General features: G+C 71.8%; 26 protein-coding genes. 5 read left to right on the forward strand and 21 right to left on the reverse strand.

Features of this window, described 5'->3' with window-relative positions; genetic code table 11:
- Nucleotides 1–18: 18 nt before the first annotated feature.
- The 5 genes from ACWDGI_RS06105 to ACWDGI_RS06125 all read right to left on the reverse strand — a co-directional run bounded on the left by ACWDGI_RS06105 (nucleotide 19) and on the right by ACWDGI_RS06125 (nucleotide 6,664).
- Nucleotides 19–1,485, reverse strand: a complete 1,467-nt coding sequence (locus ACWDGI_RS06105; protein ID WP_450755813.1) for an FAD-dependent monooxygenase — start codon at nucleotides 1,483–1,485, stop codon at nucleotides 19–21.
- A gap of 65 nt (nucleotides 1,486–1,550) precedes the next feature.
- On the reverse strand, nucleotides 1,551–2,498 hold the full coding sequence (locus ACWDGI_RS06110) for a hypothetical protein (protein ID WP_450755815.1): 948 nt from the start codon (nucleotides 2,496–2,498) through the stop codon (nucleotides 1,551–1,553).
- A gap of 40 nt (nucleotides 2,499–2,538) precedes the next feature.
- Complete coding sequence (locus ACWDGI_RS06115; protein ID WP_450755817.1) at nucleotides 2,539–4,308, reverse strand: acetyl/propionyl/methylcrotonyl-CoA carboxylase subunit alpha; 1,770 nt, start codon at nucleotides 4,306–4,308, stop codon at nucleotides 2,539–2,541.
- A gap of 1 nt (nucleotide 4,309) precedes the next feature.
- Entirely contained in the window at nucleotides 4,310–4,903 is a 594-nt protein-coding gene (locus ACWDGI_RS06120; RefSeq protein WP_450755819.1) for a flavin reductase family protein, read from the reverse strand.
- 45 nt (nucleotides 4,904–4,948) lie between these two features.
- Nucleotides 4,949–6,664 carry an NAD(P)/FAD-dependent oxidoreductase gene (locus ACWDGI_RS06125; protein ID WP_450755820.1) on the reverse strand — a complete coding sequence of 572 codons (1,716 nt, stop codon included), beginning with the start codon at nucleotides 6,662–6,664 and terminating at the stop codon, nucleotides 4,949–4,951.
- A gap of 44 nt (nucleotides 6,665–6,708) precedes the next feature.
- Between ACWDGI_RS06125 and ACWDGI_RS06130 the strand changes: the two genes are divergently transcribed.
- On the forward strand, nucleotides 6,709–6,879 hold the full coding sequence (locus tag ACWDGI_RS06130) for a hypothetical protein (RefSeq protein ID WP_450755822.1): 171 nt from the start codon (nucleotides 6,709–6,711) through the stop codon (nucleotides 6,877–6,879).
- An 18-nt stretch (nucleotides 6,880–6,897) separates the two neighbouring features.
- On the opposite strand, the gene ACWDGI_RS06135 is transcribed toward ACWDGI_RS06130, so the two are convergent.
- From ACWDGI_RS06135 to ACWDGI_RS06185, 11 genes are all read right to left on the reverse strand, one after another.
- A complete protein-coding gene (locus tag ACWDGI_RS06135) occupies nucleotides 6,898–7,818 on the reverse strand; it encodes a MarR family winged helix-turn-helix transcriptional regulator (protein WP_450755824.1) in 921 nt (306 codons plus the stop codon).
- A 139-nt stretch (nucleotides 7,819–7,957) separates the two neighbouring features.
- A complete protein-coding gene (locus tag ACWDGI_RS06140; RefSeq protein WP_450755826.1) occupies nucleotides 7,958–8,998 on the reverse strand; it encodes a methyltransferase in 1,041 nt (346 codons plus the stop codon).
- Between the two features lie 98 nt (nucleotides 8,999–9,096).
- A complete protein-coding gene (locus ACWDGI_RS06145; RefSeq protein ID WP_450755828.1) occupies nucleotides 9,097–10,569 on the reverse strand; it encodes an MFS transporter in 1,473 nt (490 codons plus the stop codon).
- Nucleotides 10,570–10,629: 60 nt separating this feature from the next.
- On the reverse strand, nucleotides 10,630–11,289 hold the full coding sequence (locus ACWDGI_RS06150) for a hemerythrin domain-containing protein (RefSeq protein ID WP_450755830.1): 660 nt from the start codon (nucleotides 11,287–11,289) through the stop codon (nucleotides 10,630–10,632).
- Between the two features lie 151 nt (nucleotides 11,290–11,440).
- Nucleotides 11,441–12,748, reverse strand: a complete 1,308-nt coding sequence (locus ACWDGI_RS06155; RefSeq protein WP_450755832.1) for a cation:proton antiporter — start codon at nucleotides 12,746–12,748, stop codon at nucleotides 11,441–11,443.
- A 189-nt stretch (nucleotides 12,749–12,937) separates the two neighbouring features.
- The gene (locus ACWDGI_RS06160; protein ID WP_450755834.1) at nucleotides 12,938–13,531 is read right to left on the reverse strand and encodes an NADPH-dependent FMN reductase; all 594 of its coding nucleotides are present in this window, start codon (nucleotides 13,529–13,531) and stop codon (nucleotides 12,938–12,940) included.
- Nucleotides 13,528–13,938, reverse strand: a complete 411-nt coding sequence (locus ACWDGI_RS06165) for a nitroreductase family deazaflavin-dependent oxidoreductase (protein WP_450755836.1) — start codon at nucleotides 13,936–13,938, stop codon at nucleotides 13,528–13,530. The genes ACWDGI_RS06160 and ACWDGI_RS06165 overlap by 4 nt, the downstream gene beginning before the upstream one ends.
- A 98-nt stretch (nucleotides 13,939–14,036) precedes the next feature.
- Entirely contained in the window at nucleotides 14,037–15,041 is a 1,005-nt protein-coding gene (locus ACWDGI_RS06170) for an ester cyclase (RefSeq protein WP_450755838.1), read from the reverse strand.
- Nucleotides 15,038–15,409: a dehydrogenase gene (locus ACWDGI_RS06175; RefSeq protein ID WP_450755840.1), complete on the reverse strand. Its 372-nt coding sequence runs from the start codon at nucleotides 15,407–15,409 to the stop codon at nucleotides 15,038–15,040. Before ACWDGI_RS06175 ends, ACWDGI_RS06170 begins: the two co-directional genes overlap by 4 nt.
- 386 nt (nucleotides 15,410–15,795) lie before the next feature.
- Nucleotides 15,796–15,999: a hypothetical protein gene (locus tag ACWDGI_RS06180; protein WP_450755842.1), complete on the reverse strand. Its 204-nt coding sequence runs from the start codon at nucleotides 15,997–15,999 to the stop codon at nucleotides 15,796–15,798.
- A 32-nt stretch (nucleotides 16,000–16,031) separates the two neighbouring features.
- Nucleotides 16,032–16,655 (reverse strand): OvmZ protein, encoded by a 624-nt coding sequence (locus ACWDGI_RS06185; protein WP_450755844.1) that lies wholly within the window; start codon nucleotides 16,653–16,655, stop codon nucleotides 16,032–16,034.
- Between the two features lie 397 nt (nucleotides 16,656–17,052).
- On the opposite strand from ACWDGI_RS06185, the gene ACWDGI_RS06190 reads away from it, so the two are divergent.
- Nucleotides 17,053–17,634, forward strand: coding sequence for a TetR family transcriptional regulator (locus tag ACWDGI_RS06190; RefSeq protein ID WP_450755846.1), 582 nt, complete (start codon nucleotides 17,053–17,055; stop codon nucleotides 17,632–17,634).
- 125 nt (nucleotides 17,635–17,759) lie between these two features.
- Here the strand turns inward: ACWDGI_RS06190 and ACWDGI_RS06195 are convergent, their stop codons facing one another.
- Nucleotides 17,760–18,368: a ScbR family autoregulator-binding transcription factor gene (locus ACWDGI_RS06195; protein ID WP_450755848.1), complete on the reverse strand. Its 609-nt coding sequence runs from the start codon at nucleotides 18,366–18,368 to the stop codon at nucleotides 17,760–17,762.
- Nucleotides 18,369–18,525: 157 nt separating this feature from the next.
- Nucleotides 18,526–19,332 carry a response regulator transcription factor gene (locus ACWDGI_RS06200; protein ID WP_450755850.1) on the reverse strand — a complete coding sequence of 269 codons (807 nt, stop codon included), beginning with the start codon at nucleotides 19,330–19,332 and terminating at the stop codon, nucleotides 18,526–18,528.
- Nucleotides 19,333–19,793: 461 nt separating this feature from the next.
- On the opposite strand from ACWDGI_RS06200, the gene ACWDGI_RS06205 reads away from it, so the two are divergent.
- The 3 genes from ACWDGI_RS06205 (at nucleotide 19,794) to ACWDGI_RS06215 (ending at nucleotide 22,263) form a co-directional block, all read left to right on the forward strand.
- Complete coding sequence (locus ACWDGI_RS06205; protein ID WP_450755852.1) at nucleotides 19,794–20,753, forward strand: ScbA/BarX family gamma-butyrolactone biosynthesis protein; 960 nt, start codon at nucleotides 19,794–19,796, stop codon at nucleotides 20,751–20,753.
- A 27-nt stretch (nucleotides 20,754–20,780) separates the two neighbouring features.
- Nucleotides 20,781–21,710 carry an NAD-dependent epimerase/dehydratase family protein gene (locus ACWDGI_RS06210; protein WP_450755854.1) on the forward strand — a complete coding sequence of 310 codons (930 nt, stop codon included), beginning with the start codon at nucleotides 20,781–20,783 and terminating at the stop codon, nucleotides 21,708–21,710.
- A gap of 253 nt (nucleotides 21,711–21,963) precedes the next feature.
- Nucleotides 21,964–22,263 (forward strand): chaplin, encoded by a 300-nt coding sequence (locus tag ACWDGI_RS06215; RefSeq protein WP_450755856.1) that lies wholly within the window; start codon nucleotides 21,964–21,966, stop codon nucleotides 22,261–22,263.
- Nucleotides 22,264–22,328: 65 nt separating this feature from the next.
- On the opposite strand, the gene ACWDGI_RS06220 is transcribed toward ACWDGI_RS06215, so the two are convergent.
- From ACWDGI_RS06220 to ACWDGI_RS06230, 3 genes are all read right to left on the reverse strand, one after another.
- The gene (locus tag ACWDGI_RS06220) at nucleotides 22,329–23,195 is read right to left on the reverse strand and encodes a tyrosinase family protein (protein ID WP_450755858.1); all 867 of its coding nucleotides are present in this window, start codon (nucleotides 23,193–23,195) and stop codon (nucleotides 22,329–22,331) included.
- Nucleotides 23,179–23,673 carry a tyrosinase family oxidase copper chaperone gene (locus ACWDGI_RS06225; RefSeq protein WP_450755860.1) on the reverse strand — a complete coding sequence of 165 codons (495 nt, stop codon included), beginning with the start codon at nucleotides 23,671–23,673 and terminating at the stop codon, nucleotides 23,179–23,181. The genes ACWDGI_RS06220 and ACWDGI_RS06225 overlap by 17 nt, the downstream gene beginning before the upstream one ends.
- A gap of 136 nt (nucleotides 23,674–23,809) precedes the next feature.
- On the reverse strand, nucleotides 23,810–24,325 hold the full coding sequence (locus ACWDGI_RS06230; protein ID WP_450755862.1) for a hypothetical protein: 516 nt from the start codon (nucleotides 24,323–24,325) through the stop codon (nucleotides 23,810–23,812).
- Between the last annotated feature and the right edge of the window lie 56 nt (nucleotides 24,326–24,381).

The following is a 24,381-nucleotide window of genomic DNA, read 5'->3' on the forward strand; positions in this document are numbered from 1 at the left end:
ACAAAACGCGGCACGGCCTCACCGCACAGGCCCGAACCACCGCTCAAGAGCCATCGGCAGATCCGCGTGACTGCCCGGCGCCACCCAGGCCACGTAACCGTCGGGCCGCACCAGCACGGCCGTGGTCCCCGCGAGCGGGCTGTCGGCCGGCAGCTCCGCCACCGCCGTCACCACGTCCACCCGGTCCCGCCAGGCCCAGGCACGTTCCCGCAGCCGCGCGTTGTCGGCGAGGTCGAGCAGGACGCCCCGCCCGGAGCGCAGCGCCTCCGTGCTGGAGGCCACCCTCTTGTGGCCGGCCAGCGGCACGTTCGGCAGCCGTCGGCCCAGCAGCGCGCCCGCGCCCCCGTCGAGGTCGTAGTGGATCTCCAGGCCGGAGACCATCGCCGCCAGGTGCTTGCTGACCTCGGGATAGCGGATCAGCTCGTTCAGCACGTCGCGCAGCGGCTGCACCTCGGGCCCGGACAGGAACAGCAGGCCCTGGGCCCGGGTGTTCATCATCAGCCGCTGCCCGACCGGGTGCCGTTCGTCGTGGTACGTGTCGAGCAGTGCCTCGGGCGCCCGGCCGCGCACCACCGCGCCCAGCTTCCAGCCCAGGTTCACGGCGTCCTGGATGCTGGTGTTCATGCCCTGGCCGCCGGCCGGCAGATGGATGTGCGCGGAGTCCCCGGCGAGCAGGATCCGGCCGCGCCGGTACTCGGTGACCAGGCGCGTCCCGTCGCCGAAGGACGAGACCCACACCGCCTCGGCGTGCGAGATGTCGTCGCCGGTCAGCCGCTGCCAGGCCGCCGCGGCCTCCGCCCAGGTGGGCGGCTTGTCCCGGCGCTGCGGCGGGGTGCCGCGCTCGCAGATGATCAGCCGGGTGATGCCGCCGGGCAGCGGGCCGACCATGACCATGCCGCCGGGCAGGGTCTCCCCGATCATCCGGGGCTCGAGCTCGATACCGCGCACGTCGGCGAGGTACATCTCCAGCGTCGACGGCGTGCCCGGGAAGTCGAAGCCGGCGGCCTTGCGGATGGTGGACCGGCCGCCGTCGCAGCCCACCAGGTACTCGGCGCGCAGCCGGTGCACGCCCTCGGGGCCGCGCACCTCGACCTCGACGCTGTCCTCCTTCTCCTTGACGGACAGCACCTCGTGCCGGCGCCGGATGTCCGCGCCGAGCCGGGCGGCCCACTCCTCCAGGACGGTCTCGGTGACCGACTGAGGGATCGTTTTGGCAGCCTGGTGGGCACCGTCGAGGACACCGAAGTCGACCGGCAGGCCGCCGAAGTGGCCCACGTTGCTGACCTCGATGTCCCCGAAGCGGGGCAGCAGTCCGCGCTGGTCGAAGACCTCCATGGTGCGGGCGGTGAAGCCGAGGCCGCGCGACTCTCCGGTGCGCGCGGGCAGCTTCTCCAGAACGATGACGTCGGCGCCCGCGAGCCGTAGCTCGCCCGCGAGCATCATGCCGGCCGGCCCGGCGCCCACGACGATGACTTGTGCGTCCATGACACTCCTCGGGAACGGGTAACGGTCCGTACGGTCCGGTCTGCGGGACCGTCGAAGACGATCTGTCAGCGGTGCAGGAGGCGCCCGATGGCCCGGTTCGCCACCTGCGCGGCCGCCGCGTGCCGCGGATCGGGCGCCCGGGCCTCGTGCCGTACGGCCACTTCGGCGAGTTTGATGGCGTGCTCGTCGCCGATCCCCACGGCCTCGGCGAAGAGACCGGCCACGTCGGGGGCGTCCGGCAGCGGGGCCGAGGGCCGGGGCACGGCGTGGAACCAGTCGAGCATCGTGCGGCTGACGGCCCGCGCGACCCGGTACGACGGCCACCGCTGCGCCTCGGGGAGGTGATCCACCACCAGGCGTACGGCGGCGGGCCCGGTGACCGAGTGGATCAGCGGGATCGGATGGTTCAGGGAGAGCGTGGCGTAGATCCCGGAGAACTCGGCGACGAGTTCGTCCAGGGCCCCCGCGGCATCACCGCCGCCGTCCTCGCCCGGGCGCTCCTCGACGACGACTCCGCCCTCGGAGTGACGGGCCGCCCAGTAGCCCAGTCCCTGGGCCAGTTCGGCCAGTTGCATCCGGTGGTCGGGGCTCGCGGTCACCACGGCACGGACCGCGTGCGCGGTGCGGATGACCCCGTGCGTGAGCACCCCGGACATGCCGGGCAGCAGCCGGGGCCACCAGCGGGCCAGGACGTCGGTCCACTCGCCCTCGGCCAGCTCCCGTTCGAACAGGGCCGTCCAGTCGGCGACCCGGCCGAAGTCGCCGAGCGCCTGCCGCCAGTCGGCCTCGTCCGCCGGGTCGATGGTGAACCGCCGCTCGGGCACGTCGTGGAAGGTGTGGCTGCGCAGGTGCCCCTCCACCCAGCCGGGCACCTCGTCGGCGTATCCCATGTGGGCCAGGGCCTCGGCGGCCATCGGGGCGTGGTTGACGAAGCTGCGCCCGTGCTCGTACCCCACGGAGCTCAGCCGCTCCAGTGCTCCGTTCATGGCGTCGGTGTAGGTGAGGTGTGCCAAGTCGACCAGTCCTCGGTCAAGTCGGTGTTCGGTCGGTGTCTCAGTCCTTGATGTCGCACACGGCCGCACCCGCGGCGAGGGCCTGTCCCACCTCGGCGGCGATCCCGGTCACGGTGCCGGAGCGGTGCGCGGTGAGCGGCTGCTCCATCTTCATGGCCTCGATGACGACGACCAAGTCGCCCTTCTCGACGGTCTGCCCGTCGGCGACGGCGACCTTGACGACGGTGCCCTGCATCGGCGAGGTGAGCGTGTCCCCGGACGCGGCCGGCGCGGAGCCGGACGCGGTACGGCGGCGGGCCCGGGGCGCCGCCGCCCCGGCCAGGCTCGGCACCCGGTCCGGGACCCGTCCGAGCACCGCCGGCAGCGAGACCTCCAGCCGGTGTCCGCCGACCTCGACGACCACGGTCTCGCGAGCGCTCTCGGCCGTCCCGGCGTCGGGGGCGGGCGCGGAGAAGGGCTCGATCCGGTTGTCGAACCCGGTCTCGATCCACCGGGTGTGGACGGTGAACGGGCCGTCCTGCGGGGCGAACGCCGGGTCCCTGACCACGGCCCGGTGGAACGGGATCGCCGTGGCCATGCCCTCGACCTGGAACTCGTCCAGGGCGCGGGCGGCCCGCTGAAGGGCCTCCTCGCGGGTCCGGCCGGTCACGATCAGCTTGGCCAGCAGCGAGTCCCAGGCGGGACCGATCACGCTGCCCGCCTCCACACCCGCGTCCAGCCGTACGCCCGGACCCGTCGGCGGGTCGAAACGGGTGACCGTGCCCGGGGCGGGCAGGAACCCGCGGCCCGGGTCCTCGCCGTTGATCCGGAACTCGAAGGAATGACCGCGCAGTTCGGGGTCGTCGTAGCCGAGCTCCGCGCCGTCGGCGATCCGGAACATCTCGCGGACCAGGTCGATGCCGGCGACCTCCTCGGTCACCGGGTGCTCGACCTGGAGGCGGGTGTTGACCTCCAGGAAGGAGACCGTGCCGTCCTGCCCGACGAGGAACTCGCAGGTCCCCGCGCCGACATACCCGGCCTCCCGCAGGATCGCCTTGGATGCGCGGTACAGCTCGGCGGTCTGTTCCGCCGTCAGGAACGGCGCCGGAGCCTCCTCCACCAGCTTCTGGTGCCGACGCTGCAGCGAGCAGTCACGCGTCGATACGACGACCACGTGGCCGTACCGGTCCGCGAGGCACTGGGTCTCCACGTGCCGCGGCCGGTCCAGGTAGCGCTCCACGAAGCACTCCCCGCGTCCGAAGGCGGCCACCGCCTCCCGCACCGCCGACTCATAGAGCTCCGGCACCTCCTCCAGCGTCCGGGCGACCTTCAGTCCGCGCCCGCCGCCGCCGAAGGCGGCCTTGATGGCGATCGGCAGGCCGTGTTCCTCGGCGAACGCCACGACCTCGTCGGCGCCCGAGACCGGGTCCGGGGTACCGGCGACCAGCGGGGCGCCGGCCCGCTGGGCGATGTGCCGGGCGGCCACCTTGTCTCCGAGGTCGCGGATGGCCTGCGGCGGCGGACCGATCCAGGTCAGGCCCGCGTCCAGGACGGCCTGGGCGAACTCGGCGTTCTCGGAGAGGAAGCCGTAGCCGGGGTGGACGGCGTCCGCGCCGGTCTCCCGGGCGGCCCGCAGGACCTTGTCGATGTCCAGGTAGCTGGTGGCCGGAGTGTCACCGCCCAGGGCGTAGGCCGCGTCGGCGACCCGGACGTGCAGGGCGTCCCGGTCGGGGTCCGCGTAGACGGCGACGCCGGCGATCCCGGCGTCCCGGCAGGCCCGGGCGACACGCACGGCTATCTCGCCACGGTTGGCGATGAGCACCCGGCGCATGTCAGGACGCCTGTTCGGAGTGGTGGAAGCGGTCCGTGCCCGACCGCAGCGGGGCGAGCGAGCCGTCGAAGAAGACCAGCGGCTCCAGTCCGTGCTCGGGCACGCCCAGGTCCACCACCTCGCCGATGACGATGTCGTGGTCGCCGGCCGTGTGGATGTCGACCGTGGTGCAGGTCAGGTAGGCGAGGGCCTCGCTGAGCACGGGCAGCCCGTCCTCGGTGAAGTGGTGCGGAACCCCCTCGAAGGCGGTGGACCGGCGGCCGGCGAAGTGCCGGGCCAGCGGTTGCTGGCGCCCGGACAGGAAGTTGACGGTGAACCCGCCGCTCTGCTCCAGGAGCGTGTGCAGCCGGGACTGCTGGTGCAGACAGAACAGCACCAGCGGGGGTTCCAGCGAGACGGACGTGAACGAGTTGACGGTGGTGCCGTCCGCGTCGCCGTCGGGGCCGGTGGTGATGACCGTGACGCCGGTCGTGAACAGGCCGCACACGCGGCGCAGACTCGTCGGCTCGACGGGCCGGGGCTGCTCGGCGGTCCGGGGCTGCTCGGCGGTCCGGGTCTCCTGGGCGCGGGTCAGCGACCGCGCTGCTGCGGACATGCGCATCCCTTTCTGGGGTGTGGGTCGAGGGGGGTGCCGCGCGGGTCAGAGAAGTTTGCGGACCTTCGCCCCGGCCTTGACGATGCCGAGCAGGAACTCGCGGCCGACGCTGTTCATCTCGGGCGGGGCCTGGACCGAGGCCCAGTACAGGAAGCGGGCCATCGTCGCCACGGACGGGTAGATGAAGCGCCGCTCCTCGTCCTTCCAGCCGAAGACCGGATTGACGACCGGGGACTCCTTCAGCAGCCCGAAGACGATGTCGGCGGCCTCGTCACCGCTGAGCGCGCCCGCCTCGTACTTCTCGCAGGTCTCGGCGGTGGCCTCCAGGATCCTCTTGAACGAGTCGCTCTGCGGCCACCACAGGCCCGGGTAGGGCACCCGCTCCAGCTCGTCGAAGTGCCGGACGTCGCGGTCCTTGAAGTGCTTGAGGCGGGCCCGGGTGAGCCGCATGGTGCCGGGGGTGATGAAGGAGCCCCAGACCCGGAAGACCGCGTTCCACAGCCGGAAGTGGGAGAAGGCGATGAAGGAGCTGTTGACCAGGTCGTCGTTGTACTGGAGCAGCCCCTGCTCGACCTGCTCGACGTAGGCGAAGCGCTCGGCGGAGAAGTCGCCGTCCTTGAGGGCGGGGATCAGCCGGGAGGTCAGGGCGTCGACGACCTCCATGGTGTTGGACAGGCCGCGGGAGAACAGCGGGTCCAGGAAGCCGGCCGCGTGGGACATCAGGCACCAGCGGTCGCCGATGGTCTGCTTCGAGGAGTACTGCAGCCGGTCGGTGGAGATCCACTCGCGGACCCGGGTGGCGCCGTCGAACTGGCGCCTGACCGCCGGGTACTTGTCGAGGAAGAGCTGGAACTCCTGCTCCGGGGTGAGGTCCTTGGGCTTGGGGTAGGTGCGCTCGTCCATGGTCAGGCCGATGCTGCACAGCGGGTTGCGGGAGTCGGGGTGGTTGTCGAACGGGATGATCCAGAACCAGCCGCGCTCGATGAGGTGGTGCATGGTGCCGGTGTGCCAGTCGGCCGGCGGCCGCAGGTCCTGCGGGTGGCCGCTGACGTCGTCGAACCGCTTGATGCCGACGTAGTGCGTGAACATCGAGCGGGAGTGGTGCTTGAAGCGGGCGGTGGGCTTGTCGCGCAGGTCGAACTTGTCGGCGAGCGGCGAGCGGAAACCGGAGGCGTCCACCAGGTACCTGCCCCGGTACAGCTCGGGCGCGGCACCCGGGGCGGCGCTCTTTCCGGTGACGGTGACACCGTCGTCGTCGAAATCGACTTCGGTGGCGCGCCAGTTCTGCCGGGGGGTGCAGCCGTATTTGATCGCCACGTGGAACATGAAGGCGTCGCTGTCCTGCCGGAACATGTGGCTGTTCTGGTGGAATATCTTCGGCAGGGCGAGCTGGGTGGCCTCACGCGGGTCGGGCTCTTTTCCGACCTCGTGTTTCATGAAGCCGAAGTGCGCCTTGGTCCCGAAGGTCGGACCGATGTCGCGGGTGGAGGCCTGGACACTGGACAGGCTCTTCAGCTCGGGGATGTCGTGGCGCTCGGAGAGGATGTGGATCCATTCCACGAGCTGCGGGGTCATGGACTCGCCGATGGCGAAGCGCGGGTGTGCGGCCGCGTCGACCAGTAGCACCTTGGCGCCGTGCTTGGCGAGGATGGTGCCGGTGACGGAGCCGGCGAGGCCCGAGCCGAGGATGATGACGTCGTAGGTCATGTCCTCGGGTATGCGCGCCGGTTCGGGCGAGCCGTCGGTCTTCTGCGCGACCATGACTGTCTCCTTCGTCGAGGGGCGGTGCGCAACGGGAATTCCGCATGGAGCGGGAAATCCGCATGAAAAAAGGCCCCTCGTGGCCCTTCCGGAAAGATTCGGAAGGGCGCTTCGAAGAGCCTGGAAACGTTACGAAGAGCCTGGAGAGAAGAGCCTGGAAGGGGTCTTTGAAGGACCTGGAAAAAGGCGCGGGGCAGCCGCTGGATAAAGCGTGACAGCCTTTGGCCAGAGGGTCAACCCCTGGCGGAAACAGATGACTTGGCGTTCTCGGAGAATGCGGGTCCGGAATGGGTCGGGGCGAGGAGTTTCAGCAGCAGCTCGCGCAGGTCCTGCTCGCCGCCGGGGCCGAGCATGGCGGAGACGTCCCCGGCGAGCTCCGCGACGGCCCGGGCCACCACGGCGAGCTGCTCGCGGCCGAGTTCGGTCACCTCCAGGGCGTACCGGCGCCGGTCGTGCGGATCGCGGCCGCGGCGCACCAGGCCCAGCTTGACGAGTTCGTCGACCAGTTGGGAGGCGGCCGGCCCGGTGATGGCGAGCAGCTCGGCGAGCCGCTGCTGGGAGATGGCCCCGAGGACGTCGAGAGCGGACAGCGGGCCGTAGTGGCGCACCCTGAGCCCGGTGCCGGCCAGCTTGTCGTCGCCGTGCTTGCGCAGCCGGTGATGGGCCTGCGCGACCAGGTACTCGGTGCCCTGCACGAGCGGCTGCGCGGACTCCGGCAGCAGCCGGGCGAGCAGTTCGTCGAGCCGGGCGGTCTCCCCGGCGGTCAGTACGGCGGTGAGCCGGGCGTCCCGCTCGGCGACCGCCCGCCGCCTGGCCTCCACGGCCTCCCGTCCCCGGTCGGTCAGGGAGAGCACGTACTGGCGCCGGTTGTCGGGGTTGCGGGTGCGGCGGACCTCGTCGCGGTCCTCCAGCCGGTCGATGACGCCGACCATGATGGTGCGGTTGATGCCGAGCCGCTCCGCGAGATCGAGCTGGGACTCCCAGTCGTGGCCGGTGAGCGCGTCGAGGACCAGGAAGTCGCGGGAGTCGCTGTCGCCGCCGTCGCCGCTGGCGGCGAACTGCGCGTAGACCCGGCGCAGGAGGTAGCCGATGAAGCCGGTGAGCGCATCCGGGAGGACTCCGGGGATCTCCGCGGTCTCCTCGGTCCGGGTCACCGGACCTCGCGCACCACCAGAATCGCCTGAACTCCGCAAGACAGCACCTCCTTCCCGAGTATATGCACCTGCTCGCACGCTGTTCGGCCCGCTGCACCGCCCCGGGGAACGCCCGGGACGGCCCGGCGGCACGGAGGGGTCAGTGCGCTCGATCGTCGCGTACCAGTTCGATCAGGGAGCGGACGGCGGACGCCTGGCCGCTCGCCCGGTACACCCCGGCCACCGCGAGACCGGCCTGCGCGGCGAGTTGCCCCAGCTCGTCCAGGGAGCGTTCGACGCCGCCGAAGTAGGCCATCATCCGCAGGTCCATGCCGGTCTCGGTGCCGTCGCCGGTCTCCTCGACGACGAGCACCCGCCCGTCCTCGGCGACGGCGTCGGCGCAGTGCCGCAGGATCTGCAGGGCCTCCTTGTCGGTCCAGTTGTGCAGGACGGAGGAGAGCACGTAGGCGCCGCCGCCCGCGGGCAGTTCCTCGAAGAAGCTGCCGGGGACGACGTCGGCGCGGCCGTCCAGGCCGGCGGCCCGGAAGTGCTCCTCGGCCCGGGCCGCCGTGCCGGGCAGGTCGACGACCGTGCCGCGCAGCGTCGGGTGGGCGGCGAGCAGACCGGTGAGCAGCACCCCGCTGCCGCCGCCGACGTCGTAGACGTGGCCGCGCGCGGACCAGTCGTAGGCGGCGGCGATCGAGGGGACGTCACGGGACAGGTTGTCGGCCATCACCGCGTCGAAGGACTCGGCGAGCGCGCGGTCGGTGTCCAGGTCGTCCCAGAAGGCGATCTGGTAGCGGACCGGGTAGGCGGGCTCGCCGGTGCGGACGGTGTGCGGCAGGTCCACCAGGCTGAGGTCGCCGCGGCCGATAGCGCCCTCGGTGTCGATCAGCCGGACCTGGGCGCCGGGGTGGTCGGAGCGCAGCTGCTCGCCGAGTTCGGTGAGCCCGTAGGTCTCGCGGTCCTCGGCGCGGGTGAGGACGCCGACGGTGACCAGGTGGCGCAGCACCCGGTCGAGGGACTCGGCGTGCAGCCGCTCGGCCTGGGCGATGGAGACGGCGGTGGTGGTGCCGGCGGCGATGTGGTCGGCGACCCGGTAGGTGGCGGCCACCCGCACGGCCATGGGGGTGACCAGGTCGGCCAGCTCCCACAGGGCGAGGGAGCGCGGCTGTGCCCGGCCTTCGCTGCGGTCGGTCATGTCGGCCTCCTGACAGTCGTGGGGGGTGAGACGGCATGAGGGTGCCGGGGTGCCGGCGGCCCCGCCCGGGTGGACAGGGCGGGGCCGCCGGGGCCGGGTCACAGGGCGGCGGGAGCGGGCTCGCCGTCCTGGTGGGGCTGGGGGGCCGTGCCCGGCAGGGTCACCAGGGCCACGATCAGGGCCAGCAGGTACAGGCCGCCGCCGAACAGGAACCCGTACGAGTAGCCGGTGGTCAGGGCGTGCGGGACACTGCCCGGCAGCTCGTGGTCGGTGATGGCGGTGGCCGCCGCCGCCAGTGCGGCCAGGCCGATGGCGCCGCCGATCTGCTGGGCGGTGTTGACCAGGCCGGAGGCCGCGCCGGTCTCCTGCGGGGCGACCCCGCGGACACTGACGATGGTGACGGCCACGAAGACCATGCCGAGGCCGAGACCGGCGACCAGCTGGGCCGGCAGCAGGGCCGCCCACGGGTTCTGGCCGGGCTCGATGAAGCTGAACCAGACCATGCCCGCGACGCCGATCAGCAGACCGAGGGCGACGACGTTGCGCTCGGGCATCTTGGCGAGCAGCTGCGGGCCGAGACCGCCGGCCGCGATGCCCATGCCGAGGGCGAAGGGCAGGTAGGCGACGCCGGTGACCATCGGGGCGTAGCCCTTGACGATCTGCATGTAGAGGGTCAGGAAGTAGAAGGTGGCGAGCATGCCCGCGCCGACCAGGAACATGATCAGGTTGGCGCCGACCCGGCCCTTGTCGGCCAGCACGCCGCTCGGGATCATCGGCGCCCGGCTGGAGCGCTGGATGGCGACGAAGGCGATGATCAGGACGAGTGCGACAGCCAGGCCGATCAGGGTGACGCCGTCGCCGAAGCCCTTGTCGCCGGCGCGGTTGATGGCGTAGACGAGCGAGCCGAAGCCGAGGGTCGCGGTGAGCGCGCCGGGCACGTCGACCTTGCCGCGCTCGCGTTCGCCCTCGACGAGGACGCTGGTGCCGAACAGGACGGCCAGGGCGATCGGGACGTTCACGAACATCACCCAGCGCCAGCTGAGGTACTCGGTGAGCGCGCCGCCGAGCAGCAGGCCCACGACCGAGCCGAGGCCGCCCATCGCGCCGTAGACGCCGAGCGCCTTGTTGCGGGCGGGGCCCGCGGGGAAGGTGGTGGCGAGCAGGGACAGGGCGGTGGGGGCGGCGATCGCGGCGCCCGCGCCCTGGATCACCCGGGCCACGATCAGGAGTTCACCGCTCTGGGCCAGGCCGCCGAGCAGCGAGGCGGCGGTGAACAGGATCAGGCCGGTGCGGAAGACCCGGCGGCGGCCGAAGAGGTCACCGGCGCGGCCGCCGGCCAGCAGCAGACCGCCGAAGGCGAGCGCGTAGGCGGTGACGATCCAGCCGAGGCTGGACTCGCTCAGCCCCAGGGCGTTCTGCATGCTCGGCAGGGCGACGGCGACGATCGTGTTGTCGAGGACGAGCATGAGCTGGGCCGTGGCGATCACGAGTAACGCGAGTCCGAGCTTGCCGTCCTGCTGCGGCGGAGCCGCGGCCTTGGGGACGGCCTGAGTGCGGTCTTGCAGCGACATGGGATGTCTCCGTGTCTGTCTCAGGGTTGGGGGGTGTCGAGCGGAACCCTCGGGATCCGGTCAGCGGGTGGTGGAGGCGGTCCTGGGGGTCCAGATGCCGAGGTCCTCGTAGGCCTGGCGCCAGTCGTTCTCGTAGGCGTTGCGCAGCGGTGCGGGCATCTTGCCGATGATGTTCGCGACCTTGGCGGCGTCTATGTCGTCGAGCAGCCAGGGCAGGTAGCGGGAGGAGTCGTCGCCGATCCGGGTGCGCTGTTCGGCGCTGAAGGCCTGCCACTGCTCCTGGGAGAGCGTGATGTCCATCAGTGCCAGGGCGTCCCGCTCCTCGTGGTCGAGGTGGCCGCCGAGCCGGGTGTAGAGGGTGTCGGTCAGGCCGGTCAGGCGCTCCAGGCCCGAGTCGCGGTCGGCGAGGGCCGCGTCGATGTCGGCGAGCAGCGGGTCGATGACGCCGTGCTCGGCCTCCATGTCGGCGAGCAGGGCCAGTTCGGCGTCCTTGCCGGCCAGGGCCGCCTCCATGACCGGCCAGACCATGTCGTCCTCGGAGGTGTGGTGGACGGTCAGGAACTTCTTGAACAGCTCCCAGCCGACCGCGGTGCTCAGCACGTGCCGGGGGTCCTCGTCGACCCGCGCGGTGATCCGGGCGATCCGCTCCAGTTCGCGTCGCAGGGCGTCGTGGATCGCGAACATCATCGTCATGTCGAGGTTCTTGAATTCCTGGCTCATCGCTCTCTCCCTCACTGCTGCGTCGTCGTACCGCGAGAGTATCGTCAACCCGCTTATCTATCAAGCTTCCAACTAGCAGTATTCCAACCATCAGGGCTTGAACTATGCGCCGGAACCGGGCTGACGCCGCTGCCGCTCCCGAAGGCGCAGGTCAGCGAGTACTCGCGGGCTGCAGAGCGGATTCGTCCGGGCCGATTCCGGCCGGTTCCTGTCCCAGCTCCTCGTCGGCCCCCTTGCGGATCCGGGTCAGCGCGGGGGTGGTCATGGCGGTGGTGAGCAGGGCCATCAGCACCAGGACGGTGAACAGCTCGGGGCCGATGACCCCGAGACCCAGCCCGATGTTGAGCACGATCAGCTCGGTCAGACCGCGGCAGTTCATCAGCGCGCCCAGCGACATGGAGTCCCGCCAGTCACGGCCGGAGAGCCGGGCCGCGAGGGTGCCGCCGCCCCACTTGCCGACCACGGCGACGGCGAGCACCGCGCCCGCCCACAGCCACTGGGTGACGTTGCCGCCGAGCAGCCCCACATCGGTCTTGAGCCCGGTGCTGACGAAGAACAGCGGCAGCAGCACCGGCACGGCGAAGGACCGCATCCGGGCCGCGGCGACCTCGATCCGCCGGCTGCCGCGCGGGGCGATCACGCCGAACAGGAAGGCGCCGAACAGCGCGTGCACACCGATCCGGTCGGTGGCGTACGCGGACAGGCTCAGCCCGCCGAACAGCACGACCAGCACGACACCGTCGGCGTACCGGCGCTCGGCCCGCGCCGCCCACCGGGCGAGCAGCGGTCGTACGACCACGAACATCACGGCCGCGAAGCCGACCGCGTAGCCCGCGGTGACCAGCGCGTCCGTGGGCGAGCCGCTCTTGGTCACCGCGACGACGGCGGCCAGCAGGCACCAGGCGGTGACGTCGTCCACCGCCGCGCTGGCCATCGCGAGCACGCCGACCCGGGTCCGGTACAGGCCCCGGTCGGTCAGGATGCGGGCCAGCACCGGGAACGCGGTGATGCTCATCGACACGGCGATGAACAGCACGAACGGCAGCTTCCCGATGCCGTCCGGGGCGAACCGGCTGTACATGCCGAGCGCCAGCAGCACGCCCAGCACCAGCGGCAGCGCGATCCCGGCCTGCGAGACGGCGACGGCGGTTCTGCTGTTGCCGCGCAGGGACTTGAGGTCGAGCTCCAGCCCGACGAGGAACATGAACACGAGCAGCCCGATGTTCCCGAGCACGCCGATGTAGGGCAGCGCCGAGGCGGGGAACAGCCAGCCCTGCGCGTCCGGCCAGAGCCAGCCCAGCAGCGAGGGGCCGAGCAGGATGCCGACGAGGATCTCCCCGACGACCGGGGGTTGCCCGAGCCGCTTGAGAAGCTGAGCCCCGGCCCGGCAGGCGAGGATCACCACGGGCACGGCGACGAGTAGAGGGGTGAGCGGATCGGGTGCGGCAGCAGCTGCCATCACGTTCTCCTGTCGAAAGGGGGGTCAGGTGACGCGCCCCCTCGGGGGCGCGGGGAACTGCGCGATCAGCCACCACGGACCGGTGGACGGCCCACAGCCGATCGCCGCACTCGCCGCGCAGTGGGTGGGCACGGTGGAGCGGACGGCTGCGGCGCCGTCGTGGCTGGTCGCGCAGTTCCCCGCGCCCCTTTACGGGGCGTTGTACGGACGGAGTGACTTGGCCTCGCGCAACGCGGCCGCCCACCAGAGCAACTGGTCGAGCATCAGCTTGGCCGCGGCCTCGGCCCCCTCCGGCTCCGCCGGGAAGTTGCCGTCCGCGTCGTAGTGCTCCAGCACCCGCGGGAACGTCACCACGTCCTTCATCCCCACGCAGTGGAACTCCGCGAAGATCTGCCGCAGATGCTCGATCGCCCGCACCCCGCCGGCCATGCCGAGCCCGTAGCCGACGAACCCGACCGGCTTGGCCTCCCACTCCGACTGAAAGCTGTCGATGAGGGTCTTCAGCGGACCGGGGACACTGCGGTTGTACTCCGGTACGACCACGACGTACGCCTCCGCCCCGGCCAGCCGGGGCCGCAGCGCCGCCGCCCGGGGGTCGTCCGCGTCGAGGCTCGCCGGCAGCGGGTGCTCGGCGACGTCGACGACGTCCAGGACGAGGTCGTCCCGGCGCGCGGTCACCCGCGCGAACCAGCCCGCGACGTCCGGCGCGAGCCGCCCGTCGCGGGCCGAGCCGACCAGCAGCGCCACCCGCAGCGGGCGGGTGACCTGGCCGACGGCGGTCATGTCCGGCCCGCCGGTACCTGCGCGGGCGCCGGGACCGGGGTCAGCGCGATGAACTCGGTGGCCTCGACCCGGGAGAGGATCCGCCGGGTCAGGGCGGGCATCCTCGTCGTACCGTCGTCGCTGAAGACGACCGGGTTGCCGACCTGGATGCGGCGGCCCCGTGTGGTGATCTCGCAGCCGCCCGCCGCCAGGACGTTCTTGACCCAGTCGGAGCCGGGTCCGTACGGCAGCGTGATGACGATGTCAGCGCCGCGCCGGAACAGCTTGACGGGCGTGGCGAACTCCCGGCCGGACTTGCGGCCGCGGTGGTGGACCTTCCCGAACCCGGGCAGCCGGCTGAACAGCGGCCCGACGAGATGGTTGGCGAACCGCCGGTTGAAGCGGGCGACTTTCCTGTCGATCGGCATGTCTCAAGTCCCTTGCTCCGTCGGGCACTTCGATTCCGTGGAGGTGCGCCCGGCCCCCGCCGCCGTCAGCGGGGGCCGGGCGCACGGCCGGGCGCGGCTCAGGCCGCGGGCTTGCCCGCCGGGGTCAGCGGGCCGACCGGCTTGCCGCCGGACTGGAGGAACTTCTGCAGCGAGAAGTTGTCGACGATGCCCCAGCGCTCGGCGATCTTGTCGCCCTCGAAGCGGAACCAGATGATCGCCTGGTGCTGCACCTGGAGCCCGGTCGGCTTGATGCCGATGAAGGGACCGGTGTGCTTGCCGTGCATGACCCAGCGGATGGCGGCCTTGTCGCCCATCGAGATGAAGTCGAGGATCTCGTACTTGATCCCGCTGAACGCGGACTGCTGGATCCTGATGGTGTGCTTGAACGCCTCCGGGCCGCGCATGGAGTCGTCGTGGCTGCCGTTGTTGCGGAAGTCGGCGGTGAGGTAGCGGTCGGCGGCCGACAGGTCGCCCAGGTCCAGGCCCTCGTGGAAGACCTTCTCGATCAGTTCCTTCTGCTGGTCCGCGGTGAGCGTGGTGGGCATGGGCGGGTTCTCCTCTGCTGAAGTGGCTGAAGTGGCTGAAGTGACCGTGTTTCCCCGGGTGTCGAGGGTCTTTCGGTCGACCTGGGTCACTCCCCTGGGCACGGCGCCGGTGGTCCACACGATCCGCAGCCGCAGCCGGTCGAAGCGCCAGCCGTCGGGGGTGCGCCGGGCGGTGCCGGTGAACCGGCCGCCGAGCTGGAAGTACTGGGTGGGGTCCGGGGGGAGCGGTGAGCCGTGGTGGACATGGGAGGCGATCAGGCTCCAGCTGAGCCGGGCCGTGTCGCCGTCCACCTCCACCTGGCTCTCCGAGCCGTGGTGGTGGGTACGGCCCCAGCGCGCCATGATCTCGGTGGTGAAGCCGGCCACCCCGGCCAGGCCCTGGTGGCTGCCCACCGGGAACGTCATCTCGATGTCCTCGGTGAACAGGGAACGCGCCCAGGTCTCGTCGAAGCCGCCCTCGTCGAGGCCCGCCAGATAGCGCCCGGCCAGGTCCCGCAGGCTCAGCACGTCGGTGAGCCGGGCGACTTCGGCCGTCATGACACCCGGCGCGCTTCGGTCTGGGCGTCCGTCGCGTAGATCACGACGTCGTCGGGGCCGTGCACGACGGCCTTGCCCTCGCCGGTGAGCGCACCGTCCTCGTGCCGGGCGGTGATGTCGATCTGTATGTACGCGGCCCGGTGGCCGTTGGGGCTGATCTGAGTGACGTCGAGGTTGAAGTCCTCGCGCAGGGAGAACTCCACGGAGTCGTCGCCGGTGACGGTCCAGGAGCCGGTGCCGGTGCTCTTCTGCGTGGTGACCGAGAGCGAGCCGTCCGGGGCGAAGGCGACGGTGTACTGGTCGACCTCGCCGTCGTGCGTGACCGTACCCGTCCATTGACCGACGGGTGTCCAGGTGGAAACAGGCATCGACCACACTTCCTCAAGTCGGGGCGGGAGAGAAACAAAAAATCCGCGCCCCGAACGGGACACGGATTTCGAGAAGAAAGCCACGGGCTCGCCAGAAAGGAGCCCGGGTGAAGCGCCACCGCCGTCAGGGCATGGAGGCGCCGAAAAGAGTGTGACACCTCTGTTCGGGTGCGTCAACTTCCCTTTTAGTGAAGCGAGTTGATGGTCAGGCAACCAAAGCAGCCCCCGCGGCGGGGGGATGGGCCGCGGGGGCTGCTTCGCACCGGATCCCCGCACGGATCCGGTTTCTTGCGGGTGATGGTCGGTAAATTTCGCGTGAAGGCTTATTCGCGTGCCGGCGAAGGCCTACTCGAATTCATGGCGATTACAGGGTCTCGCGCCGCCTGTTAGGTCTCGCCCCTGCGGGCCAGTGCGAACAGTTCGTCGAGGTCGTACTCGGCGCGGCGCGGACCGCCGTGCCGGGTGATCTTGCCGCGGCTGGCCCATTTGCGGATGGTCGCCTGGGTGACGCCCATCGCGAGGGCCGCCAGCTCCGTCGGCACCCGGCGCGGCTTCGCCGCCCCGCCCGCCGGCCGTGTCGGCTCGGTCATGCCGTTCACCTCCCTTCGTCAGGCCGCCTCCGTCAGGCCGCTTCCCGTATCCGGTCCGCGACCAGCAGCCACTGGCGCGGTGGCAGCGCGTGGCCGTCGTCGCAGGTGACGTGGCTCGGCACCCGGTCGCCGCCGTCCGCCGGCAGTACGCCGTAGAGCGTTCCGGCGCACTCCGCCCGGGTGCACGGGCCGAGCGCGAACCGGCGCACCGGGCCGGGGCCGAGCAGGGCGCGGAGGTCGCCGAGCAGTTCTGCGAGTTCCTCGTCGAAGTCCGGGCCCGCCGGGTGCCCGGCGAGCCAGGGCAGCTGCCGGCGCAGGAACCGCACCAGGGCGCCCATCTGGCGGTCGGCGGGCCGGGTGCCGGCGCGCTCGTCCACGACGAGCCGCGCCCACAACGTCATCACCTCGGTGGTCCGGCTCCTGAGCGCGAGGGCCCGTTCGTCGAGCACGATGCCGACGGTGGCGCGGCTGCCGCTCACCCGCTCGCGCAGTACCGGACCGCCGGGCACCAGCGCCTGGTCGCTCTCCCGGTACAGGTCGAGGAGGGTGCGCAGGGCGCCGTCGATCCGGTCCAGACAGCGGACACAGATCCGTCCGCAGCGCCGTCCGCAGTCGCGGCTGCGATGGTCCTCCGTGAGTCGCTCGAACTCTTCCATTGGGATCCCCCGAATCCTTGACCCTTGCGGAACTGCCACCAGTCTCACGAGGGTCGCCGGGCCGTTCAACGCACGGCGGTTCAGGGTTCCCACAATCCTGCGCAGCTCTGTCAGCGGAGTGTCAAACCAGTGTCAAGTGGCCGGATATGATCACTGTTACAAACAGACCTGTCTGATTGAGGATCAACTCGGACCTTCGCCCGTCGCGCATGTTTCCGGACAACCCCCCTTGTCGCCTGGGACGTTCGGATTCTGTGGAGATCGTGCGGAGGTAGGACCATGCCGGGGTCCTCCCAGGAAACAGGCATGGTTGTATGATTCTCACCATCATTGACATCGGTGTCCACGAGCAGCGCGCACCGGGCACACTGTTGGCAGGGAAGGCGGGTACGACCTGATGCAGGCGCGATCCGAGCAGACGCGTCAGGCTCTCCTCCATGCCACCGCCGAGCTCATCGCGGACGGCCGGCTGTCCGACGCGGGGCTGGTCAACATCTGCCGCCGGGCCGGCGTCAGCCGGGGGGCGCTCTACCACCACTTCTCCTCCACCACGGCTCTGACGGCCGCCGTCTACGAGGAGGCCCGGCAGCGGGTCGAGGCGCTGACCGAGCAAGCGTTCTCGGGTCCGGCGGCGGACGCGCCGAAGCGCTTTCTGTTCGCGCTCGGCGAGGCCATGCGCACCGAGAAGATCGTCCGGGCGGGCATGCAGCTGGCCGCGGACGGCTCGGCCGGGCCGCCCCGGCTCCGCGACGACATGCTGGCCGCGGTCCACGAGCGGGTCACCGAGGCGCACAAGGAGGCCGAGGAGCCGGCCGAGGATCTCGCGGACCTGGCCGTGGTGATGGCCGCGGGCATCGAGACCCTGGGGCACACCGACCCGAGCTGGTGGGACGGCGAGATCAGCCAGCGGCTGTGGCGGCTGCTGCGCCCGCTGTTCGACCGCGACCGGCCCAACCGGGGCGGGGAGCGCCGGATCTGACCCGCCGCCGGACCACCGGCGCGCACCCGGGCCCCGTGCACCGGGCATTTATGCACCCGCACACCCCTGCACCCGCCGCCGGTCCGCCCCCGAGGGGCGGCCGGGGAACCGGTTGGTAGGGCCAGTCAGTCCGTCGGCGGTGTCGTGCGCAGCCGGCCGACCAGACCGGGCGTGGCGAGGCCGGGCAGCAGGAACTTCCAGAAGACGCTGGTGCGTTCGGGCAGGTCGGCGCGGCCCGAGTAGGCCTGGGACATGATCTGCAGGCCGGTGAAGGAGCCGACGATGAGCGAGGCGACCTCGCGCACATCCACCCCGGGGAGGATCTCGTCCCCTTTCTCGGCCTCCTGCAGCAGCGTCAGGATGGTTTCCATGGACTGTTCGTAGGTGGTCTGCGGCGGGCAGTCGAACGAGGTCTGCTCCGTGGTCAGCCGCACGCTCGCGCGCAGCACCGCGTCGTGCTGGAGGCGCCGGGCGAACTCCAGGGTCAGGTCGATCACCGACTGCAGCCTGACCGGCCGTTCGGGCACTTCCAGGGCCTCGGCGTGCGCCTGCACCAGCGCCAGCGCGATGGCTTCCTTGGAGGGGAAGTGATGGTAGAGGGAACCGCGGGTGAGTCCGGTGCGGGCCAGGATCTCGTTGGTGCTGGCGGCGTCGTAACCGCGCTCGTCGAAGACCTGGGCCGCCGCCTCCAGGATCGACCGCCGTGACCGCTTGCCGCGTTCTTGCTGAGCCATGCCAGATCCCTACGCTCTCCCACTGAATTCAACAGACTTGTCTGTATCGTAAGCCGCATCCACGGCCCACGGTCAGTACCGCGGCGGGAGTTGTCAGAAAGCGGTTCCGTCGCCGGACGCGGGAACGGGGCATGACCTCGGGGAACGCGCGGGAGCGCTAGGGGGAGCCGATCCGGAAACCGACCCCCCGGACGGTGACGATCCAGGCACTGGAGCCCAGTTTGCCGCGCAGGGTGCCGACATGGGTGTCGACCGTGCGGCCGCGCGGGGACCACGCGTCGTCCCACACCTGAGCCATGATCTGGCGGCGTGGGACCACCGTGCTGGGCTGCGAGGCCAGCAGGTGGAGGAGGTCGAACTCCTTGCGCGTCAGGTCCAGCGGCCGTCCGTCGAGGGTGGCCGTCCGGGCGCCCGGGTCGACCCGCAGCGGCCCGTGGGTGACGACCCGGCCGGCGGCCGGCTGGGCCGTCGGCCGCACCTGGGCCCGCCGCAGCACCGCCTCCATCCGGGCCAGTAACTCCCGGAACCCGTAGGGCTTGACGAGGTAGTCGTCCGAGCCGGCCTGCAGGCAGAGCACACAGTCGAGCTCCGAGCCGCGCGCGGTGACGGAGATGATCGGCAGATCGCTGACCGCCCGGATGCCGCGGCACACCTCGAGACCGTCCAGGTCGGGCAGGTCGAGGTCGAGCAGCACCAGGTCGGCCTCGCGGTGCCCGCGCAGCGCCTGGGCGCCGGTGGTCGCGCCGTGGGTGGCGTACCCGTGCCGGACCAGACCCTGCCGGAGGGTGTCGGAGGCCCGTGGGTCGTTCTCGACGACCAGGATGTTCAGGACCCCCGCCCGGGGCGCGCCCTGCGCGGGAGCCGGGCGGGCCGGGTGCCCGCCCGGGGCGAGCGGGACGAGCGGGCCGTGCGAGCGGTGGCGCCGCGCCGACGGCGCCACGAGATCCGCGTACTGGCGGTTCATCTGTTCCCCCTGAGGCACATCCACGTCATCTCGGACTGCGGGTTCACGACCAGACCGTACCAAACAGACTTGTCTGATTGTCAACTGGCGAGGTGACACGGCGCGGCGCTCCGGCCCTGCCCGACCCGCGCCGCGATGAGCTGCGATTTCATCGGATTACCGGACAAGTGGGAGGCAGGACTCCACTCAGGACGTCCCAGGAAAGACTTGACCAAGGACTATGCCTCTTCAATAAACCATACAAGGTTGTACGTTTCGCGGATGCAATTCCGGCATAACGGTCAGCCGTTCTCGACGGTCGGACCGGCGGAGTTCGGGACTCCCCCAAGAAATCGGCTCGCCTCTTGCAGAACCGGACCGACCTGTCTGTATCTTGTGGCTAGAACGTCGGCCACGGGGGGTGACAGCCGGCGTACGGCTTGTTGCCCCCTCCCCGTCACACCGACACAGGAGCGCCGCACATGCCGCACCTCACCGAACGGATCCTCGCCCACAAGCCCCTGCTCCCCGTGCTGACCACCACCGTGCCGCGTGAGTACGTCCATCGCGCGGCGGTCTCCGAGGTCCTCCTCACCGGCTGGGAACCCGACGCGTCTCCCGCCGCCGACGGTCCCGGTGACCGGGCCGGTTTCGTCGTCCGGGCCCAATGGCCGCGCTGCCACGCCCTGTTCGCCCCCGACCGGGGCTACCAGGACCCCATGCTGCTGATCGAGTCCGTCCGTCAGATCGGCTCCCTGCTCGCCCACGCCGAGTTCGACGTCCCGTTCGGCCACCAGTTCCTCATGTCTGACATGTCCGTGACCACCGAGCCGGAACTGCTCGTCGCGGACGCGGTCCCCACCGATGTCGAGATGCACACGGTCTGCGACGTGGTCCGCCGCGCGGGCCGGCTGCGGGAGATGCGTTACGACGTCACGGTGGTCCGCGAGAACGGCGCCCGGGCCACCGCCTCGGCCGCGTTCCGCTGCATGAGCCCGGACGTGTACCGGCGGATGCGCGGGGAGCGCCCCACCACCGGCCGCACCCCGCCACCGGCCCTCGACCCGGCCGCGGTGGGCCACGCCGGCCCCCGGCACGTCGTCCTCGGCGAGCCCGCGCCGGGCACCCGCGGCCGATGGGAACTGCGGGTCGACACCGCGCACCCGACCTACTTCGACCACCCCGTGGACCACATACCCGGCATGTTCCTCCTGGAGGCCGCCCGGCAGGCCGCGCACGCCCGCACCGGGGTGCCCGGCGCCCTCCTGCTCGGCCTGCGCAGCGAGTTCGTGCGGTACGCCGAACTCGACGCGCCCTGCTGGATCACGGCCGACCCCGAGCCGTACGGCGGCGCGGGCGACCTGCTGGTACGGGTGCGCGGCAGCCAGCGGCAGGAGACGGTCTTCACCGCGGAACTCGTCCTGCGGCCACGTGTCCGCTGACCCCGACCGCCTTCCGGGAGAGTCCCCGTGCCCACCATCCTCATCACCGGCGCGTCCGGGTTCGTCGGGGCGCACGTGACACACGAGGCGCGACTGCGGCGCGCCGAGCTCAGGCTCATGACCCACCGCAGGTCCCTGCCCCGGGCCTGCCCCGGGGTGCGGACCGTGTCCGCGGATCTGACCGATCCCGGCTCGCTGCGCGGGGTCTGCGACGGGGTCGACGTCCTGCTGCACTGCGCTTCGCAGATCGGCGGCAGCGCGGCGGCCAACGAGGCCGTCAACGCACGTGGTACGGCGGCGCTGGTCGCCGAGGCCCGGCGCGCGGGGGTACGCCGGATCGTCCAGCTCAGCACCGCCTCCGTCTACGGCCGCGGCACCTTCCGCGGCTCCCGCCCCGAGGAGCTCACCCGCAACCCGGGCTCCGTCACCTCCCGCACCCGCGCGGCGGCCGAGGACGCGGTCCTCGCCGCCGGCGGTGTGGTGCTCCGCCCCCATCTGGTCTTCGGCGAAGGGGACCTGTGGGTCGGGCCCAACCTGGCCCGGCTGCTGCGCGCCCTGCCGGGTGTGGTGGCCGGCTGGCCGGCGCGGGCGTCGGTGATCACCGCGCCGGACCTGGCCCGGCTGCTGGTGGCCACGGCGCTCGCGCCGGAGGCGGCACTGACCTCGCGGGTGTACCACGCGGCGCATCCCGTGCCGGTCACCGTGGGCAGTGCGCTGCGGGCGGTCGCCGAGTGCGCCGGGATCGCCTGGCCGCACGACAACCTCACCGTCGAGGGGGCCAAGGCGATCCTCGCGGCCAAGGGCGTCCCGCCGGGCACGCTCGACATCCTGACCACGGACCACTTCTTCGAGGCGGACGCGCTCTGGTCCGACCTCGGCGAGTCGCCGGCCGCGGGTTTCGCGAGCTGCTTCCGCCGTGCGGAACGGTGGTACCGGTCGACGCTGGCGGGGGTCTGACCGCCGGCCCCGCCCCCCTCGGATGCGCTGATGGCCGTGTCTCCTACGTCAACTGCACGACGTGGCACGGCCGGGCCGGGCAGAACATCCGGCCCTTCCTGGCGGGGTTCGCGGTACGACGGCTGCCCCGACTCGGGCCCTTGGAGTGATCGTCCGGTGATCGGCGTGACCAGCCGCAGGTCGGAGCGTTGAACGGGGAGTGCGGCGGCTGGTCCTGCCGCCGCACTCCCCGAGCAACAAGAAGGAGAACGTGATGTCTCGCATCGCGAAGGCCGCCGCCGTCGCCCTGGGCACCGGCGCTGTGGTGATCGGCGGGGCCGGCCTGGCCCTGGCCGACGCGGGTGCCAACGGCGAGGCCGTCGGCTCGCCCGGCGTGGTGTCCGGCAACGTCATCGAGGTCCCGGTCAACATCCCGGTGAACGTGTGCGGCAACACCGTCGACGTGATCGGTCTGCTGAACCCGGCGTTCGGCGACGGCTGCGCCAACGAGGGCCACCTCAAGGCCGGTGACAACAAGGGCGGCGACGGCAAGAACGGCGGCTACGGCAACTGAGCCACCGCCTTGCGGAAGAGCCCCGGCACCCAGGGTGCCGGGGCTCTTCCCGTGTCCGGGGCGCCTCAGGCGTACCGGTAGATCCGGCTCAGGTCCTCCAGCGACCCCGGGGTGACGTTCCACGGCGGGAGCTTCTCGCCGCGGGCCACCACCCGTCGGTGCTGCGGGTCGCCGCGGCCGGGCGGTCCGGCCGGCACATAGCGCTGCCCTCGGTGCCGGGCCTTCCAGCGCTCCCACTGCAGGTCGACGAAGGCGTGGTGGAACCAGAAGACGGGGTCGTTGACGGAGGCCCCGCCGAGCATCGCCCCGCCGACCCAGCGGTGCACCCGGTTGTGGTTGCGCCAGGACGAGCTGCCGCTGCCGGCCCCCCAGCCCTCCAGCTTGTTGCGGAAGCCCCGGCTGACGGTCGAGTCCCAGGGGGCGACGTCGTACACCGGGTCGGACAGCGCCTGGGCGAGCTGGGCCCTGGTGGGCAGCGCGATCGGGTCGCGGGCCCGGCCCAGGTCCCGGGCGAGGAACTCGCCGTCGGTGACGCCCTCCTTGATGGTCCAGTGCCCCGCCGAGTAGGCGAACGGCCCGGTCATCACCTGCTGGTCCCGGGCCCGGCCGTTCCCGCCGAGCAGGTCCCTGGTCCAGGGGACGGAGGACGCCGTACGGTCCTTGGTCCAGTCCCAGTACGGCACGGTCACCGACCCGTCCACGCGGCGCAGGGCGCGCTCCAGTTCCAGCAGGAAACGGCGGTGCCAGGGCAGGAAGGAGGGGGCCATGTGGGCGGTGCGCAGGCCCTTCTCGCCGTCGGCCGTGTAGTGGTCGATGTGCGTCCGCACGAACTCGTCGTACTCGCCCCGCCGTTTGACCTCCAGGAAGGCGTCGACGAGCCGTTTGCGCTCGCCGGCCGTCAGCCTGCTGACGTCCTTACGCACGTACGCCACGGCCGCCCCCCATGTGCTGATGCCCCCCGCCCATCGGTCCCGGGGCCAGGTCGCGCAGCCGCTGCCCGGGCCCGATCTCGTCGACGGCCGCCCGGGCCGCCTGCAGCGGGGTCGGGTACGAGCTGTAGTGGTCGACCATGCTCAGCCAGGTGCCGTCGGCCCGCCGCATCAGATGCAGCGGCCGGCCCGCCACGGTGACCTGCCACTCGCCCTCGTCGTCGGCCCGGTCGGCGGCCGGCACCAGGACACCGTGGATACGGCGGCCCCGGTAGGTCTCGTCGAAGGAGGTGCCCGCCGGCCCGTCAGCCGGGGGCACCGGGCGGGAGGCCGCGACGACCGGGGCGAGCGCCAGGGCGGCCGCGGAGGCGAGCAGCCCCCGGGTCACCTCGCGCCGCGTCGGTCCGGCCGCCCCGGCTCTGTCCGGCCGCCCCGCCCCCGGTTCCGCGCCCACCGCGACACCGCCCACTCCGACGACCATGCTCACTCCTCTTACCGTTCACCGATCGCTGTCCGTACCGGTAACCGTCCGAGGGGCCGCCCGGTCACCGCCGCGCCGCCATCCGGCCGCACGGCGGGCCCGGGGAGCGGCCGACGCGGCCGTACTCGGCGGCGGGTCAGCGGCCGGGGCCGGCGCCCAGGTCGCCGCCGACGACCGTCTGCAGGGCCGGGGCGAGCACACCGGCGTCGGGCATCGTCGGGGCCGGCATGCCGAGGTGCTCCGGGTCGGGCGCGGTGAGCGGGGCGACGAGCGCCAGGCCGGGAGTGAGCGCGCGCAGGCCGGAGGCCGGGGTGCCGACATCGATGTGGTCGTAGCCGTCGCCGAGGACGTGCGGCAGCGGCGCCCGGAGGCCGACGCCCGGCAGCCCGCCGTTGAGCGGCACCTGCGGCAGGGTACGGTCCGGGAGGAGCCGGCCCTCGGTGAAGCGCGGCCCCTCGGGCACACCGGGGATCAGCAGCGGCAGCTCCATGCCGAGCTTGGGCACCTCCATGCCGAGGGACTTCTCGACGCCGTCCAGCGGCACGGGGACAGGGACCGTCGGGGTCGCGGCGGCGGGCGTGGCGGCGGCGCCCACGGCGACCGCGACGCCCGTGACGACGGCGGCGAGGGTTCCTCGGGTGGTCGGCTTCATGTCGGGTACGGGTCCTTTCAGGAGGCGGGGAGAGCGAGGTCCGTACCGGGTAACGA

It is taken from the genome of Streptomyces sp. NPDC001220 (assembly GCF_053597895.1).

Coding starts and splice junctions, on each gene's coding strand:
- ACWDGI_RS06165 (WP_450755836.1), bottom strand. CDS start 13,938: ATGCCGATCGACAGGAAAGTCGCCCGCTTCAACCGGCGGTTCGCCAAC.
- ACWDGI_RS06175 (WP_450755840.1), bottom strand. CDS start 15,409: ATGCCTGTTTCCACCTGGACACCCGTCGGTCAATGGACGGGTACGGTC.
- ACWDGI_RS06120 (WP_450755819.1), bottom strand. CDS start 4,903: ATGTCCGCAGCAGCGCGGTCGCTGACCCGCGCCCAGGAGACCCGGACC.
- ACWDGI_RS06230 (WP_450755862.1), bottom strand. CDS start 24,325: ATGAAGCCGACCACCCGAGGAACCCTCGCCGCCGTCGTCACGGGCGTC.
- ACWDGI_RS06195 (WP_450755848.1), bottom strand. CDS start 18,368: ATGGCTCAGCAAGAACGCGGCAAGCGGTCACGGCGGTCGATCCTGGAG.
- ACWDGI_RS06185 (WP_450755844.1), bottom strand. CDS start 16,655: ATGGAAGAGTTCGAGCGACTCACGGAGGACCATCGCAGCCGCGACTGC.
- ACWDGI_RS06190 (WP_450755846.1), top strand. CDS start 17,053: ATGCAGGCGCGATCCGAGCAGACGCGTCAGGCTCTCCTCCATGCCACC.
- ACWDGI_RS06205 (WP_450755852.1), top strand. CDS start 19,794: ATGCCGCACCTCACCGAACGGATCCTCGCCCACAAGCCCCTGCTCCCC.
- ACWDGI_RS06145 (WP_450755828.1), bottom strand. CDS start 10,569: ATGTCGCTGCAAGACCGCACTCAGGCCGTCCCCAAGGCCGCGGCTCCG.
- ACWDGI_RS06200 (WP_450755850.1), bottom strand. CDS start 19,332: ATGAACCGCCAGTACGCGGATCTCGTGGCGCCGTCGGCGCGGCGCCAC.
- ACWDGI_RS06115 (WP_450755817.1), bottom strand. CDS start 4,308: ATGCGCCGGGTGCTCATCGCCAACCGTGGCGAGATAGCCGTGCGTGTC.
- ACWDGI_RS06140 (WP_450755826.1), bottom strand. CDS start 8,998: ATGACCGACCGCAGCGAAGGCCGGGCACAGCCGCGCTCCCTCGCCCTG.
- ACWDGI_RS06155 (WP_450755832.1), bottom strand. CDS start 12,748: ATGGCAGCTGCTGCCGCACCCGATCCGCTCACCCCTCTACTCGTCGCC.
- ACWDGI_RS06170 (WP_450755838.1), bottom strand. CDS start 15,041: ATGACGGCCGAAGTCGCCCGGCTCACCGACGTGCTGAGCCTGCGGGAC.
- ACWDGI_RS06160 (WP_450755834.1), bottom strand. CDS start 13,531: ATGACCGCCGTCGGCCAGGTCACCCGCCCGCTGCGGGTGGCGCTGCTG.
- ACWDGI_RS06105 (WP_450755813.1), bottom strand. CDS start 1,485: ATGGACGCACAAGTCATCGTCGTGGGCGCCGGGCCGGCCGGCATGATG.
- ACWDGI_RS06180 (WP_450755842.1), bottom strand. CDS start 15,999: ATGACCGAGCCGACACGGCCGGCGGGCGGGGCGGCGAAGCCGCGCCGG.
- ACWDGI_RS06130 (WP_450755822.1), top strand. CDS start 6,709: ATGGAGCGGGAAATCCGCATGAAAAAAGGCCCCTCGTGGCCCTTCCGG.
- ACWDGI_RS06150 (WP_450755830.1), bottom strand. CDS start 11,289: ATGAGCCAGGAATTCAAGAACCTCGACATGACGATGATGTTCGCGATC.
- ACWDGI_RS06125 (WP_450755820.1), bottom strand. CDS start 6,664: ATGGTCGCGCAGAAGACCGACGGCTCGCCCGAACCGGCGCGCATACCC.
- ACWDGI_RS06225 (WP_450755860.1), bottom strand. CDS start 23,673: ATGGTCGTCGGAGTGGGCGGTGTCGCGGTGGGCGCGGAACCGGGGGCG.
- ACWDGI_RS06215 (WP_450755856.1), top strand. CDS start 21,964: ATGTCTCGCATCGCGAAGGCCGCCGCCGTCGCCCTGGGCACCGGCGCT.